The 14,459-nt window shown below is 42.8% G+C and carries 11 protein-coding genes, 2 tRNA genes and 1 pseudogene; 3 read left to right on the forward strand and 11 right to left on the reverse strand.

What is annotated here, in order from left to right; genetic code table 11:
• Positions 1 to 4: 4 nt before the first annotated feature.
• Positions 5 to 1,630 (reverse strand): YifB family Mg chelatase-like AAA ATPase, encoded by a 1,626-nt coding sequence (locus tag HMPREF9124_RS07385; RefSeq protein WP_009428592.1) that lies wholly within the window; start codon positions 1,628 to 1,630, stop codon positions 5 to 7.
• A 469-nt stretch (positions 1,631 to 2,099) separates the two neighbouring features.
• On the opposite strand from HMPREF9124_RS07385, the gene HMPREF9124_RS07390 reads away from it, so the two are divergent.
• The 3 genes from HMPREF9124_RS07390 (at position 2,100) to HMPREF9124_RS07400 (ending at position 4,103) form a co-directional block, all read left to right on the forward strand.
• Positions 2,100 to 2,182, forward strand: a tRNA-Leu gene (locus HMPREF9124_RS07390).
• 157 nt (positions 2,183 to 2,339) lie between these two features.
• Positions 2,340 to 3,104 (forward strand): SDR family NAD(P)-dependent oxidoreductase, encoded by a 765-nt coding sequence (locus HMPREF9124_RS07395; protein WP_009428645.1) that lies wholly within the window; start codon positions 2,340 to 2,342, stop codon positions 3,102 to 3,104.
• Positions 3,105 to 3,107: 3 nt separating this feature from the next.
• Positions 3,108 to 4,103: an RluA family pseudouridine synthase gene (locus HMPREF9124_RS07400; RefSeq protein ID WP_009429326.1), complete on the forward strand. Its 996-nt coding sequence runs from the start codon at positions 3,108 to 3,110 to the stop codon at positions 4,101 to 4,103.
• An 89-nt stretch (positions 4,104 to 4,192) separates the two neighbouring features.
• On the opposite strand, the gene HMPREF9124_RS07405 is transcribed toward HMPREF9124_RS07400, so the two are convergent.
• The 10 genes and pseudogenes from HMPREF9124_RS07405 to glpK form a co-directional block, all read right to left on the reverse strand.
• Positions 4,193 to 5,722 (reverse strand): PIN domain-containing protein, encoded by a 1,530-nt coding sequence (locus HMPREF9124_RS07405; RefSeq protein WP_009429906.1) that lies wholly within the window; start codon positions 5,720 to 5,722, stop codon positions 4,193 to 4,195.
• A gap of 24 nt (positions 5,723 to 5,746) precedes the next feature.
• Positions 5,747 to 6,883, reverse strand: coding sequence for a hypothetical protein (locus HMPREF9124_RS07410; protein WP_009427796.1), 1,137 nt, complete (start codon positions 6,881 to 6,883; stop codon positions 5,747 to 5,749).
• Positions 6,884 to 7,018: 135 nt separating this feature from the next.
• Positions 7,019 to 7,103 (reverse strand) — tRNA-Ser (locus HMPREF9124_RS11990).
• 160 nt (positions 7,104 to 7,263) lie between these two features.
• Positions 7,264 to 7,731, reverse strand: a complete 468-nt coding sequence (sufU, locus tag HMPREF9124_RS07415; protein WP_009428515.1) for a Fe-S cluster assembly sulfur transfer protein SufU — start codon at positions 7,729 to 7,731, stop codon at positions 7,264 to 7,266.
• A pseudogene (locus tag HMPREF9124_RS07420) lies at positions 7,721 to 8,838 on the reverse strand (aminotransferase class V-fold PLP-dependent enzyme). The gene sufU and the pseudogene HMPREF9124_RS07420 overlap by 11 nt, the downstream one beginning before the upstream one ends.
• Before the next feature lie 112 nt (positions 8,839 to 8,950).
• Positions 8,951 to 10,009: a SufB/SufD family protein gene (locus HMPREF9124_RS07425; protein ID WP_009427851.1), complete on the reverse strand. Its 1,059-nt coding sequence runs from the start codon at positions 10,007 to 10,009 to the stop codon at positions 8,951 to 8,953.
• A gap of 13 nt (positions 10,010 to 10,022) precedes the next feature.
• Complete coding sequence (gene sufB / locus HMPREF9124_RS07430) at positions 10,023 to 11,438, reverse strand: Fe-S cluster assembly protein SufB (protein WP_009428221.1); 1,416 nt, start codon at positions 11,436 to 11,438, stop codon at positions 10,023 to 10,025.
• Between the two features lie 3 nt (positions 11,439 to 11,441).
• Positions 11,442 to 12,185, reverse strand: a complete 744-nt coding sequence (gene sufC, locus HMPREF9124_RS07435) for a Fe-S cluster assembly ATPase SufC (RefSeq protein WP_009428812.1) — start codon at positions 12,183 to 12,185, stop codon at positions 11,442 to 11,444.
• A gap of 396 nt (positions 12,186 to 12,581) precedes the next feature.
• Positions 12,582 to 12,938 (reverse strand): DUF1667 domain-containing protein, encoded by a 357-nt coding sequence (locus HMPREF9124_RS07440; protein ID WP_009428146.1) that lies wholly within the window; start codon positions 12,936 to 12,938, stop codon positions 12,582 to 12,584.
• A gap of 17 nt (positions 12,939 to 12,955) precedes the next feature.
• On the reverse strand, positions 12,956 to 14,458 hold the full coding sequence (glpK, locus tag HMPREF9124_RS07445) for a glycerol kinase GlpK (protein ID WP_009429847.1): 1,503 nt from the start codon (positions 14,456 to 14,458) through the stop codon (positions 12,956 to 12,958).
• Position 14,459: the final 1 nt, after the last annotated feature.

Here is a 14,459-nt window from a genome sequence, read left to right on the forward strand (position 1 = left end):
CCCCTTAATACAAATTTTCCTCTACGATTCGATAACTTACCGCCTCCGCCAAATGCTCTATGGTAATATTCTCTTTTCCCTCGACATCCGCTATGGTTCTTGCCACCTTTAAAACCTTATGATAGGTTCTCATTGACAAGTTTTTTAATGCAAAAACCTTTTTCATAAAGTCTTCTTCCTTCTTGCCGAGAAAGCAATATTTTTCCAGTTCCGTTGGGCCCATCTGACTGTTCCAATCTATATAGTCCTCTGCCTTAAAGCGCTCCTTTTGTCTTCTTCTTGCTTCGATTACCTGTTTACTTAATTCTTCCGAAGAAAATTTCTTCTCCTTTCCCAAGGCATTTTCCAAAGGTACCGGAGGCAATTCCAAAGAAATATCAATTCTCTCCAAAATCGGCTTGGAAATTCCTCTTTGATAGGCACGAATCTGTCCGGGTGTACAGTGACAGCGATTTCTGTCCGGAAAAAAACCGCAGGGGCAGGGATTCATCGCGGCAACCAAAATACAATCCACTTTATAGGAAAATACTTGATGCAAGCGATGCAGTACAACTTCCTTTTCCTCTAAAGGACTACGTAGAGCCTCTATGGTTTCCTTACGAAAGAGGGGCAACTCATCCAAAAACAGAACCCCCTTCGTGGCAAGTGCAAGTTCACCGGGGACCAAGTTTCCCCCTATCATTCCTCCCAAAAGTGTATTTTGGCTGATAGCTGTATGAGGCGCCCGAAACGGTCTTTCTTGAAGGAGTCCCTCTTCTCCGGATAAGTCACCGGCAATGGAATAGATTTTACTTACCTCCAGCTTTTCTTCTTCGGAAAGCTTCGGCAAAATCCCGGGAATCCGTCTTGCCAACATACTTTTTCCACTGCCGGCAGGTCCCGAAAAAAGCATGGCATGCATACCGGAAGCAGCAATGACGCAGGCGCGAATTCCCGCTTCTTGCCCGGCAATGTCACTAAAGTCGGCAATCTCCTTTTGTACTTTATTATCTTTAGCGGAAGGCGGAAAACCCATACAAATCTTCTTCGTTTGATTTTGTGAAATACAGGGCTTCTTGACCTCAATTTTTCGCCTTCCTTTCAGCTTCATTTCCAAGCTGTTTAGAGATGGTTTTTTAATCAAAAAGGGATATAGAATTTTTATCCATTCCCGAACAGACGATAGGGCAATGATTTTCAATTTCTTACAATGCAAAGCCTCTTTTTCATCTTCCTTTCCCACAAATACCCCTTCTATCCCCGCTTCTTCCATGGCAAGAGTCATGGGAAGCACTCCCGGAATATGCTTAATTTCTCCATCCAATCCGAGTTCTCCCAGAAAAGCATAATTATGATACGGATACTCTTTTACGTTCGTTGCAATGAACATGCCTGCAAGAATCGCAAAATCAAAAGAAGTTCCGTTTTTTCTTACATCTGCCGGTTGAATATTGATGGTGATTTTCTTTGGAGGTAATTCAAAGCCATTGTTTTTCAAAGCAATAATGGCCCTTTCCAGTCCCTCTCGAACAGACGGCGATACATTTCCCACAATAATAGAGCGGGGTAAGCCATTGCATTCATCCACTTGAACTGAAAAAAGACAGGCATTCAGTCCAATGAGACCCGCCGAGTATACATTTGCCAACATAGCAGCCTCCTTATTTATGAATTGGAAATTACTGAAATTGAAAATAGAATTGAAAAAACTTTTTAAATCCTTGGAATTGGAAAGCTTTAAAACGAAAAAGAAACAAGTCTATAATAGTTTATGTGCCAAAATACTTTATTCGGAATTTTTTCTAAATGGTCTAATACAAAAAAGTAGATTTTTCTGAATGCTTTGCATAGAAAAAAGCAGATTTTTCTGAATACTTGGATAGAAAGAAATCAATATGGAATATTTCGAAATATGAAACTATTTTGAAACTGTTTTACTTTAGAGATTGTTGAAACACTTCTATCACAAGACTATGCAGCAGATAAAAAGAAGTCAAATAAAAATATTCTATCTATCACAATTAAGAATTTAATACTTTCTTTGTATCTCTCGATTGCGTATCTTTTTTCAAAAAAGTTCTTGCATATAGAGCAACATTATGTTAGTATCACTCTGTTGCGCGGGAGTGCTGGAATGGCAGACAGGCAAGACTAAGGATCTTGTGTCCGGTTGGGCGTGTGGGTTCAAGTCCCATCTCCCGCAGAAGAGAAACCTAAAAATACTTTGTATTTTAGGTTTTTTTGCTATATAAGTGATTGTATCTTAGTTCATGCATGTTTTTTACAAGATTTCCCCGCTTCCTATGCGAAGGCTGTTTCCGTTTTGCTTACATAAATCGGGGATACTTTAGAGGTATACTATGAATGTTGCAGTGATTAACGGCGCGAGTTCCGGTATCGGAAGAGAACTTTGTCTTTTATTACAGGACCGGATTCCGGCAATTCAGGAATTTTGGTTCTTTTCACGGAATAAGTCCGCCTTAGACGAGCTATCTCATCTATTCTTTCGAAAAGTGAAGATTTTTCCTTATGATTTAACAAAAAAGGAAAGCCTTTCTCAATATAAAGAAACTTTGAGAAAAGAAAATCCCAAAATTCTTTTTTTGGTGAATGCCGCCGGTTTCGGAAAACTGGGGGAGGCTTGCAGTCTTTCTTCTGAAGAGCAATTAAATATGATTGACTTAAACATAAAAGCACTGACAGCATTCACCCTCTATTCCCTTCCTTATATGAGAAGAAAATCCAGAATCATTCAATTTGCTTCCGCTGCCGCTTTTTTACCCCAAAGAGAATTTTCCGTTTATGCCGCAACAAAAGCCTATGTCTACTCCTTTTCTCTTTCTTTAAGAGAGGAGCTGAAGCATAAAGAAATCGGCGTTACCACTGTTTGTCCCGGTCCGGTTGATACCGCCTTTTTCTCTGTAGCCGGAAATGAGAGTAAGTTAAAAGCAATCAAATCCTTCTTTATGGCTAATCCCAAGAAAGTAGCCAAGACCGCCCTGGTGGACAGCGTTCTGGATCGACCGCTTTCCATCTACGGTTTTCCTATGAAGGTTTTTTATGTTCTTTCTCAAATAATTCCTGACGAGTTTCTCTTACTGCTTCTTAGAAAGCTATATAGGTGACACATGCGCGAAATTTTGGTTTCGGAAAATGAAAAAGAGCAAAAGCTCTTAAAGCTTCTACAAAAATTTTTTAAAGGGCAGAACGATGCATTTCTCTATAAAATGCTGCGGAAAAAGAATATTCTTTTAAACGGGAAAAAAGCAAACGGAAAGGAACTTTTATCTTCCGGAGATAAAGTTCAACTCTACTTTAGTGAAGAAAGCCTGCAAAAGCTATGTTCGTTGCCGAAAGTGGAAGAAGGCATTTGGAGCGACTTCTACAAGAAGTTTATCGTTTACGAAGATCCAAACCTCATTATTTTCAATAAGCCGGCAGGTCTTTTATCCGAAAATGACGCGAAGTCCACTTTATCTGTAAATTCCCTACTTTCCTCCTATCTTTTGGAAAAAGGAGAGCAAAGCAGCGAAACAAGGGAAACCTTTCGTCCGGGTATAGCCAACAGATTGGATCGTAATACCTCCGGACTGATTCTATTTGGAAAAACTTTAGCAGCCTCACAGAATTTAGGCAAATTGATTCAGGAGCACAAAATCCAAAAACGATATCAGGCGCTTGTCGTCGGTGACTTTCAGGAAGACGGCTTACAAGAAAGCTTTATTCGAAAGAACGCTAAAATCAATAAGGTGATACAGGTACAAGAAGGGGAAGGAGAACATATTCGTGCTATCTTTTCCACCATTCAAAAATACCGGGATCGGGAACAGCTGTTTTCACTTCTCTCCGTTCAGTTGATAACCGGAAAAACACATCAAATTCGTAGTCAGCTTGCCTTTCTTGAGCATCCCATTCTGGGTGATGAGAAATATGGTGAGCAAGAAATAAACAGGGAATATCGAAAAAAAGGCGTCCATCGACAACTCTTACACGCCTATTCCCTCAGTTTTCCAGAAATCCAGGAAAACAATGCTTTATATCCACTATCCGGAAAAAATTTTGAAATTCCTCTGCCCGATGATTTTCAAAACTTAATTCGAAATTTAAAGTTCCAAACGAGATAACACACGCTTTGCGAGCGATACTCGTCATAAGTAGAAAAAGGAAAAGCGAGTATTGCAGGTTTTACACCCGATACTCGCTTCTTCTTTTTCTACTCCTTGCTCTTATCTACAGGTTCAGCACTTGTACTCTCTTGAACGTTCAAACCCTCTTCCTTCTTTTTACTCTTTTGTGTATTGTTTCTTCTCCTGCTTCTTTTTACAGTATTCTCTTGATTTCCTTCCGCCTTCTCCTCTTGTTTTGCCCTGTTTTCAGTCGTTGTCGATGTTTGCTTCTCTTCCGACTCTTGTTTCAAGGATACAGTTTTTGTTACTTTCTTTCTTCCCCTCTTGGTCGATGCAGGCTTCTTTTCTTTCTCCATATCTTTCTTGCTTGTCTGAGACCGCTTTTCTTTTACAGCGTCCTTTTTGCCTTCCGACACCTGCTCTTCTTTTTCTATATTCTTCTTAGCCGCTACAGACTCTTTTACCTCATCCTTTGGGGCGGTCTTAACTTGCTTATCCTTCTTTTCCTCTTCCTTTTCCCCGCTTATAGACAGCTTTTTTTCTGTTTCCTTCTTCCGTCCGCCTCTTCTTCGATTATTTCTCTTCTTATGTTCTTCATGGACATCCTCAGGGTGAGTCCGAGCCGATTCAACATGTTCACCAGAAAGTTCCAAATTGCTTACAGGGGAATGATTCTCTTCTCTTTCTTCCGAAGAAGCCAGGGGTTCCGTCTCTTCCACTTTCATCATAGCCTTCTTCACAGGATCATAAACAAAACGAACTTGATTGTCGTTCTTTTTCATCTCCCTGCGCATAAGCTGAGGATTGTCATTTCGGAAACTTTCATGCTTTATTTCCGGAATGCTTTCCGTTTTATCCTCAATATGCCCCTCTTCCTTCATTTCTTCTTTTATAGCTTCGGAACCATCCGAAACCGCATCCGGAGTGGATTCCAAAATAAGAGAATCCTCCTCTTCTCTATTCCTCTTTAAGGCCAGCTCTTCTTTGATTTCCTCCACCAGATCAACAAGTTCCGTTTCCTCCACGGAATATCCGTTTTCCTGTTCCGGCTTTGCCAAAGGATTCGGCAAAATTTCGACCGGTGCCAAATGTTTACTTAAATCATAGTTAATCTGTTTTTTTCTTCTCCAATAATTGCTTCTGCTTAAAGTTGGCCTGGTAGGAATATTATTCATCGTTTCAAAGGATTCCGTCAGCAGTGCTTTTTGACTCCGGTCCTTTGCTCTTCGGATTCTTTCATCATCATTTGCTACGGAATTCAAGAAACATTCCTCTATGGTTTCTCCCAAAAGAATTTCCGCACCTCTTAAGCTGTGCCAAAAATCTCTCACTGCGGCATAACCTCTGTCCTTTGATACAATACAGATTTTTTCTCCCGTATCCAGAAACATCCCCGTGGTAGAGGCAATATACATATCCAAGGCATTACTGTGTTGTTTTAAAAGCTTAACCATTCTGACATGCACATTTTTTTGTCTTAAATCCTCAACCAGACCCTTGCTTACCGCTGAATTTTCGTCACTGTAATACACAACCAACGTATCTTTCTCATCCAAGTATTCTACACCTTGAAAGCCGCTGGCATGCGTATTTTCAAAATCAATTAAAATAATCACTTGCTCTCCTTCTAAGAAGCTTTTCTATGCTTCTTCATCCGGATTATTCTGTGATAAGAAATTATAGAACCCGCCGTCGTCTATCTTTCGCACGATAAACTTCGTCTTCTCCAAAGGATACGGTACATCCTCTTTTTTACAATACATAATCTCTGAAATCATGACTACCGTTTCCGCATTTTCCTGCTTAGTACTGGGAACCAGAACAAAATCTCCAATGGACAAATTATCCTCTTTACTCCTGTAATAATAAGTCTTCCCATTGGGTTCAAAGATACAGGAAAGATAAATGTATTCCTCTTCCTTCACCCCGTGATGATACAATCCGGAATCAAATAGGATCCCGAAAACGCCATGATATGCCAGCGTTTTCCGAAAATCATCCAAAAAATCATCCCAATCATCCGGTAACCCGTATCGGTCATAAGTTCTTCTCAGGACTCGCTTTGTACCATTCTGAAAATACAGGCTGATTATCACCTTTGACGATGCCTCTCCGGCATCTTCCTGCTCCTTTTCAGAAAAAGTAGAAAAATAACGTTCTATATTTCCCAACAGATAATCCACTATGTTGGGTATATTGTACTCGTGCTTTACCGTGAAAATATTGTTAATGTACTGCTGGTATATCAATTTCTTGTTTGTTCTGGAAATCTGCAAAAACTCTTGATATTCTACCTCTACAGAATTTTCTTCCTTACTGAGCGGATTCCATAAAATCTGTTCGCGACAGTCCCTTACATCCAGACTGAATGCAGAAAGTTCATTAAAACGGAGGCAATCCATGTCTACCGTAAGATCTGCAATTAAGCTCATCAGGCTTTCCCACTCTTTAGGGAAATCGTTTAAGCCCTGAAACTCTCTTGCCTCCTTATCAACCTCCTTATACAGAAGATACCAGCGGGAAGAAAGCGCGGAAATCTCCCTTCGCTTCTCTTTCTTCTCTCCAAAATATTGTTCTTTCCAACGATAAAGATTCAAGTTCTCCAGGTTTTTTAAAAAGTAAGACGCACGCTCTCTGGAAACGTTCAAAATCATTGCAGGACCGTCTTCTTGCTCTACATCATAGGAGTATCTTAATCGACCGTTCTTCATCCAAATGTTCAAAGAACTTTCTCCTACGCCCAGTCCATCCAACTTTAAGTTCAAATATTCCAGCATATGCATCCTCCTTTCCCCCGGTTATTCTTATTATATCGTATTTCGGTATATTGAAAAGAAATATCGAATAGAATCGGAAAAATTGCATAAAAAAAGCTCCAAATCCTTAAAAACATAAGAACCTAGAGCCTTTAGCGACGAGGATGGGACTTGAACCCACAACCCACGTACGTGAGCACCAACTTTCCAGGCTGGCCGACTACCATTATCACACCTCGTCAAAAACAGCTTGCTTAGCTTAACACAAGATTCTCTAAAAAGCAAGCAGTTTATTATAAAATCAAACAATCCTAAATTGAAAAATCAAACAGGTCTGTGTCACAGGCTTCATCTTGAGGTAAAAACAAGTTAATCACTTATAAATGAATCAAACCATGGTTTTAATCAAACTTTCCGCTATACTTGTCAATCTTTCCTTCTGTAGCGTCCTGAAAAATTTCATCCATGGTTCGCCATGCCAAAACCGCACACTTCACACGGGCCGGCATGTGGGAAATATCCTCGAGAATCCCCGCCTCTTCCAGCTCTTCCTTCTCTTCTTCCGTGATCTTTCCTCGAATCATCCGAAGGAAAATCTCGGAAAGACGAAGAGCCTCATCCTTCTTCTTTCCGATAATCAGGTCACACATGATGTCACTGCTCGCTTGGGAAATGGCACAACCGTCTCCGTCAAAACTGGCTTCCACAATTTTTTCATCCTGATCAAGTTTCAAGTAAAGAACAATATCGTCACCACAGCTCGGATTCACTCCTTCCAGCGAAAAATCCGCACCCTCCATCTTATATTTATGGAGGGGCCGAATATTGTGCTCCGTTAAGATCTCGTTGTAATAAGTATTATTCGCCATATCCCATAGCTCCTCTGATTGTCTTTAAAGCGGCTAAAAAGGCATCCACATCCTCTTTGGTATTGTATAAGCCAAGGCTCACCCGACTGGTACTGGGCGTCCCCAAGAACTTCATAAGAGGCTGGGCACAGTGGTGCCCTGCTCGAATGCATACTTTATGGGAATCCATAATCTCCGCGATATCATGAGGATGCACCCCATCAACCGTAAAGGTCATGATTCCGTGGTGATTTTCGCCCTTCTCGGATCCCAAAATGTGCACATGCGGAATTTCCCGCATCCCTTCCATAAGATAGACCGAGAGTTCTTTTTCTCTTTCTTCAATAAAGGAAAATCCCAGCTTTTCCACATAGTGAATCGCCGCGGCGAGGCCTACCGCTCCGCCAACATTTACAGTGCCGGCTTCAAATTTATGGGGAAGTTCCGCCCAAGTGGCGTCTTCCTTCGTAACATATTCAATCATCTCTCCGCCAAAGAGGAAAGGTGGCATCTTTTCCAGCAATTCTTTCTTTCCGTAAACTGCACCGATGCCCATCGGTCCGTAAACCTTATGACCGGAAAAGGCCAAAAAGTCCACATCCATCTCTTGCACATCCACTTTTCTGTGCGGCACGGACTGAGCGCCGTCACAAACAAAAATAGCATTTTTCTCATGCGTAAGCTTTACAAAAGTCTCGATATCCTGACGGTTCCCAAGAACATTGGAAACCTCCGCCATCGCTACAATCTTCACCTTATCGTTCAGTGCCTGTTTAAAGCTTTCCAGTGTAATGAGCCCCTCTTCATTCGGCTCCAGGAAGGTGAGCTTAGCCCTTTTTCTTTTGCAACCTGCTGCCAGGGAATCAGGTTACTGTGGTGCTCCATGATGGTAATCAGGACCTCGTCCCCCTCTTTCAGAAATGCGCGTCCATAACTTTGTGCCACTAAATTCAAGCCTTCTGAAGCATTTCGTACAAAAATAATTTCCTCCGGACTTTTGGCATTTAGAAATTTCTGCACGCTTACTCTTGCCCTCTCATAGGCTTCAGTAGCCTTAAGGGAAAGCTCGTAGAGTCCTCGTAAAGGATTGGCATTTTCCGTCTCGTAATACTGCTTCATTGCCTCCATCACACAGTGCGGTTTCTGCGTAGTGGCAGCATTGTCCAGATAAAAGAATCTTCCACTCTGAAAAATAGGAAAATCCCTCTTTATCTCTTCAATCTTTTTTCTCTATCTTCCATCATTCCTCCTCACTCCTCATTCCCCGAAGTTCTTCTTCTATATACTCTTCTACTCTTTTATCCATAATACTGTGAATCGCATTTTCCATACGGGCTTCCGCAACCAGCTCATAAGCCGCTTCCAAAGAAAGACCGCGGCTTTGCATATAGAAAAGACTCTCTTCATCAAGTCTTCCGATACTTGCCCCGTGATTTCCTTCCACATCATCCTCATCGCAAAGAATAACGGGAATCGTCTGATTCACTACAGAGTCATCCATAAGAAGCACATTTTCCTGCTCTGTACCGGAAGCCCCTTTTGCTCCGTGCTTTAAGTCAATGGTACCCCGGAAGATTTTTACTGCGTCTTCCCGCAATACACCGTCAGCCACGATATTGGAAATCGTCTTTTTCCCCCTGTGATTCACAACGAGATTGAAATCCGCCTTTTCCTTTTGAGAGAGCACATAATCCAGATGCAGTTCCGCCTCGGACTTATCTCCGTTTAAATCAATCTGATAGGAGATATGATGGCTCTTTCCTGAAAGAAGAAGGGAAGTCAGTTTCAGCTTCGCTTTTTCCTCCAAAACAAAGGAGAAGTCCTGTAAATGTGCAAAATCCTTCGCATTCTTTACAGCAACAACAAGGTCCAACTTGGCATTTTTCTTAAGCAAGAACTTTTCCTGTAAAAAAGCCATATTCTTGGACTCTTCCATGGATTCAATCGCCAAAAAGAGTTTCAGTCTTGCCCCTTCTTCTACCGTAAAACAGTAAGCGGAGTGCTCCACCGCATTTTCTCCGTTTTGAAAATGCATGCGAATATAGTCCGAACTTTCCTCTCCTTCTCTCAACACAAAGGACTGTACGGGAAGTCTTTCCTCTCGAAAATAATCATCCAGTGCCGTACTCATGCTGCCGGAAAAGTCACTTTCTTCCTTAAGCTTTTCCGGAAGCTTTCCTTCTACAGACGGCTGATAGGCAGTAAGTTCTCCCGGTATTTCTAGCTTTGCCTCGTTCATTTTCAACCAACGGAAGGTAGGCACAGGCATTTTATTGATTATAAATTGGTTCTCCTTCATCCTATCCTCCTTCCTAGCCGATGGCTCCAACCATTTCCAAACGAATCAAATTGTTCATTTCCACCGCATACTCTAAAGGAAGCTCCTTGGAAACCGAGTCCGCAAAGCCGCTTACAATAAGGGACTTCGCCTCTTCTTCCGAGATGCCTCTGCTCATCAGATAGAAAACGGCATCGTCGGAAATTCTTCCGATCTTCGCCTCGTGTCCTACATCGGCCTTGTTTGTCCGTACATCGATAGCCGGTACGGTATCGGAACGGGACTCGTCATCGAGCATCAAGGACTGACAGGAAACGGCAGACTTCGCATTCTTTGCCTGATTCTGAATCACTACAGCAGAGCGATAAGTGGAAATGCCGCCGCCTTTCGAAATGGAACGAGTATTAATAAAGGAACTGGTGTCCTTTCCGATATGCACCATCTTTGCTCCGGTATCCAGGTTCTGTCCCTTTCCGGCGAAAGTTACTCCCGTAAACTGGGAACGCGCATTGTCCCCCTTTAAAATGGTCATCGGGTACAGATAGGAAACATGGGAACCGAAGGAGCCGGAAACCCATTCCATAATCCCGTTCTCCTCTACCTTTGCTCTCTTTGTATTCAGGTTATACATATTCTTGGACCAGTTCTCGATGGTGGAGTAGCGAAGCTTCGCATTTTTCCCGACAAAGAGCTCCACGCAACCTGCATGAAGATTGGCCACATTATATTTCGGTGCGGAGCAGCCCTCAATAAAATGAAGCTGTGCACCCTCGTCCACGATAATCAGGGTATGTTCAAACTGACCTGCTCCCTTCGCATTTAAGCGGAAGTAGGACTGCAGGGGAATTTCCACATTGACCCCCTTCGGAACATAGACAAAGGATCCGCCCGACCAAACCGCCCCGTGAAGCGCGGCAAACTTATGGTCTGTAGGAGGCACCAGTTTCATGAAGTGCTCTTCAATCATTGTTCCATAGGGACCATGCAATGCAGACTCAATATCGGTATAAATAACGCCCTGTCTTGCCACCTCTTCCTGGAGATTATGATAAACGAGCTCCGAGTCATACTGCGCTCCAACGCCGGCAAGGCTCTTTCTTTCCGCCTCAGGAATCCCGAGCTTCTCGAAGGTATTCTTGATATCTTCCGGCACCTCTTCCCAAGTCTGAGACATTTCCGTATTCGGTTTTACATAGGTTACAATATTGTCTACGTTCAGTCCCGAAATATCCGGTCCCCAGTTCGGCATTTCCGATTTATGATAAATCTCTAAGGACTTCAATCGAAAATCCCGCATCCACTTCGGATCGTTTTTCTTCTCGGAAATCTCAAGAACGATATCCTCGGTCAGTCCCTCTTTTATCTTATAGAACTCTCCTTCTTTTTCCTCATAGCGAAAATCATAGAGGGAGCGATCGATATCTTCTACTATTGCTCTGTCTTTTGCCATACTTTAACCCTCTAAGAAGGACTCAAAGCCCTCATCATTAATCTTATTGACCAGACTGCCGTCCCCGGTAGCCTTCATTTTTCCGTTTATAATAACATGCGTCTTGTCTACGTTAAGCGCCTCCAGGATTCTGGTGGAATGCGTAATGATAAGAAGTGCACCGTCCATATTCTTCTGATAAGCCTTTACTCCTTCGGAAACCGTACGAACCGCATCCACATCAAGACCGGAATCGGTTTCATCAAGAATGGCGAGCTCCGGCTTCAGCATAAGAAGCTGTAAAATCTCAGCTTTCTTCTTCTCTCCGCCCGAAAATCCGACATTTAAGTCTCTTTCCGCATAACTATGGTCCATTCCCAAGATATCCATGGAGGCTTTCAGCTCCTTACGGAAGTCCCAAAGACGGATTCTCTTTCCGAATCTTTGCTCCATAGCGGAACGGATAAAGTTCCCAAGGCTCACACCCGGTACCTCCAAGGGGTTTTGGAAGGAAAGGAAAATCCCTCTCTTCGCCCTCTTATCTACCGGCTCAGCCGTAATATTCTCTCCGTTAAAAAAAAGATTGCCCCCTGTAATGGTATAGCGGGGGTTTCCCATAATGGCATTTCCAAGTGTAGATTTTCCTGCCCCGTTCGGTCCCATTAAAACATGGGTTTCTCCTTTATTTATAGTTAAATTAATCGCATCGAGTATTGCCTTTTCCTCTACGGAAACAGATAAATTTTTGACGTCCAGCAAATCTGCCATAATTCCTCCATCTACTATACCGCCCTCTCTTAAGCGATATGAATATTCCATAATCCACTAAGCAGTAAGTTGAGTATTATTTATTATAATTTCTCTCCCTCTCTTACATTTCACGCATTATAAAGCAGGACTACCGGTGTGACAATAGTATTCCTAGTAATTTTATAGGATTATAAGAAAAAAACATGGAGCCGAAAAAAATACACTTTTCCACACTGTATGGCTCAGAATCGGGGCACGCTCTCGCTAACCTCGCCACGTAGGGGATACTAAACGAAAAACTGCATTTCATTTGTTTTTCGCAAGTACCCACCGGCGGAGAACTACCCCTGTCTTTCAGTCCCTATAAAATTGCCAAGCATAATTCCGCCCTTTTGAAAAGGCACTCCTTTTTTCCTAAGATACCGTTTTAAGTGCAATTAAGTGCACTCCGGTATTTAAAAAGTTTTCTACAAGGATATCTCCTATTCGGATGGGCTTTGGGATGCGGAAGTTTTTACAGAATTCTTCCGCTTCAGCGAATTTTTCCTTAGGAATCATTCCTTCCGTACGGACGGGAAGAAGTTCTTTTTCGCCGATAATCCTGATTTCTCCTAAAAATTTCTTTTCCTTTGCGAGGGCCTCTTCTATGGCTGCTTCCTTTCCTCTGTGACAGGAATTCCCATAAACGGCAAAAACCTCATGGTCGTCATGTTCTACACTGATGAAACAATTTCTCCTGCAAACGGTGCAGGTGGTATTCGTTACTTGCATTTTATCTCGTCTCTCCCTTATCCTAATCTATTTCCATTTATACCGGTTAAGCTGGCCTTTAAAGCATTTTTCCACTCCAAAAGTTTCTTTTCCCTCTCCTCACGAAGGATTTTCGGGAAGAACTCCATCTCCACATGATGCCTTTCCTCAAGACTCTTCATCGATGGATAAAAACCGCAATAAAGACCTGCAAGATACGCCGCCCCCAAGGCTGTGGTTTCAACACAGGACGGACGAATAACCGAGGCCTGCATGATATCCGCCTGGAATTGCATAAGGAAGTTATTTCCGGAAGCACCTCCATCCACCCTAAGGCTTCTCAGTCTTTGTCCGGTATCCTGCTCCATGGCATTTAAGAGGTCTCTGCTCTGAAAGGCAATGGATTCCAAGGCTGCTCGAATAATATGGTTTTTATTCACTCCACGGGTAAGACCGGTAATGGAGCCTCTTGCCTCCGGGTCCCAATACGGTGCTCCCAATCCTGTAAAAGCAGGTACGATATAGCACCCATGTGTATCTTCCACCTTCGTGGCAAAATATTCCGAATCTCGGGAATCATCCAGAAGATGCAATTCATCCCTTAACCACTGAATCACGGCTCCTGCAACGTAGACAGAGCCCTCTAATGCATAGTAAACCTTATCGTTAATGCCCCAGGCAATGGTACTGAGCAGGCCATGATGAGAAGGAACGCAGTCTTCTCCTGTATTCATAAGCATAAAGCAACCTGTGCCATAGGTATTTTTCACATCCCCTTTTTGGAAGCAGCATTGTCCGAAAAGAGCAGCCTGTTGGTCTCCTGCCACTCCGCAAATCGGAATTTTTCTTCCGAAATATTCTTCGTCCGTCTCTCCGAAAAAGGAAGAAGAAGGGCGAACCTCCGGAAGCATGCACTTGGGAATCCGGAAAAGCTTGCAAAGCTCCGCATCCCATTCAAGGCTATGGATATTAAATAAAAGCGTTCTGCTCGCATTACTATAATCGGTAGCAAAACATTTTCCCTTGCTTAAATTAAATATCAGCCAAGTATCCACCGTTCCAAAGCAGAGCTCTCCCTTTTCCGCCCTTTCCCGGGCCCCTTTTACATGATTCAGAATCCAGGAAAGCTTGGTTGCGGAAAAATAAGGGTCAAAAACCAAACCTGTTTTTTCCTTAATAAGTTGTATGACGGAGGGATTTTCCTTTGTCATTTTCTCTATCATTTCCGTTGTTCGTCTACACTGCCAAACAATGGCCGGATAAATAGGCAGACCTGTTTCCCGATCCCAAACCAGAGTCGTTTCTCTCTGATTTGTAATGCCGATAGCCTTGATTTCGGAAGAATCAACCCCGGACTTCTCCACCGCTTCTCTGGCAGCCGCAAGCTGTGCCTGCCAAATTTCATTTCCATGATGCTCTACATAGCCCGCCTTCGGATAGTATTGCGGAAATTCCTTTTGTGCGGCAGCAACGGACTGTCCCTCCTCATTAAAAAGGATTGCTCTTGTACTCGTTGTTCCCGCATCCAATGCCAGTATCATC

Source organism: Oribacterium sp. oral taxon 108 str. F0425 (assembly GCF_000214455.1).
Taxonomy (GTDB): domain Bacteria; phylum Bacillota; class Clostridia; order Lachnospirales; family Lachnospiraceae; genus Oribacterium; species Oribacterium asaccharolyticum.

Excerpts from the sequence above, each read along its gene's own strand:
- sufB (WP_009428221.1), bottom strand. The coding sequence starts at position 11,438 with ATGGCAAAAGACAGAGCAATAGTAGAAGATATCGATCGCTCCCTCTAT.
- HMPREF9124_RS07410 (WP_009427796.1), bottom strand. The coding sequence starts at position 6,883 with ATGCTGGAATATTTGAACTTAAAGTTGGATGGACTGGGCGTAGGAGAA.
- HMPREF9124_RS07385 (WP_009428592.1), bottom strand. The coding sequence starts at position 1,630 with ATGTTGGCAAATGTATACTCGGCGGGTCTCATTGGACTGAATGCCTGT.
- HMPREF9124_RS07425 (WP_009427851.1), bottom strand. The coding sequence starts at position 10,009 with ATGAAGGAGAACCAATTTATAATCAATAAAATGCCTGTGCCTACCTTC.
- HMPREF9124_RS07440 (WP_009428146.1), bottom strand. The coding sequence starts at position 12,938 with ATGCAAGTAACGAATACCACCTGCACCGTTTGCAGGAGAAATTGTTTC.
- sufU (WP_009428515.1), bottom strand. The coding sequence starts at position 7,731 with ATGGCGAATAATACTTATTACAACGAGATCTTAACGGAGCACAATATT.
- glpK (WP_009429847.1), bottom strand. The coding sequence starts at position 14,458 with ATGATACTGGCATTGGATGCGGGAACAACGAGTACAAGAGCAATCCTT.
- HMPREF9124_RS07400 (WP_009429326.1), top strand. The coding sequence starts at position 3,108 with ATGCGCGAAATTTTGGTTTCGGAAAATGAAAAAGAGCAAAAGCTCTTA.
- HMPREF9124_RS07395 (WP_009428645.1), top strand. The coding sequence starts at position 2,340 with ATGAATGTTGCAGTGATTAACGGCGCGAGTTCCGGTATCGGAAGAGAA.
- sufC (WP_009428812.1), bottom strand. The coding sequence starts at position 12,185 with ATGGCAGATTTGCTGGACGTCAAAAATTTATCTGTTTCCGTAGAGGAA.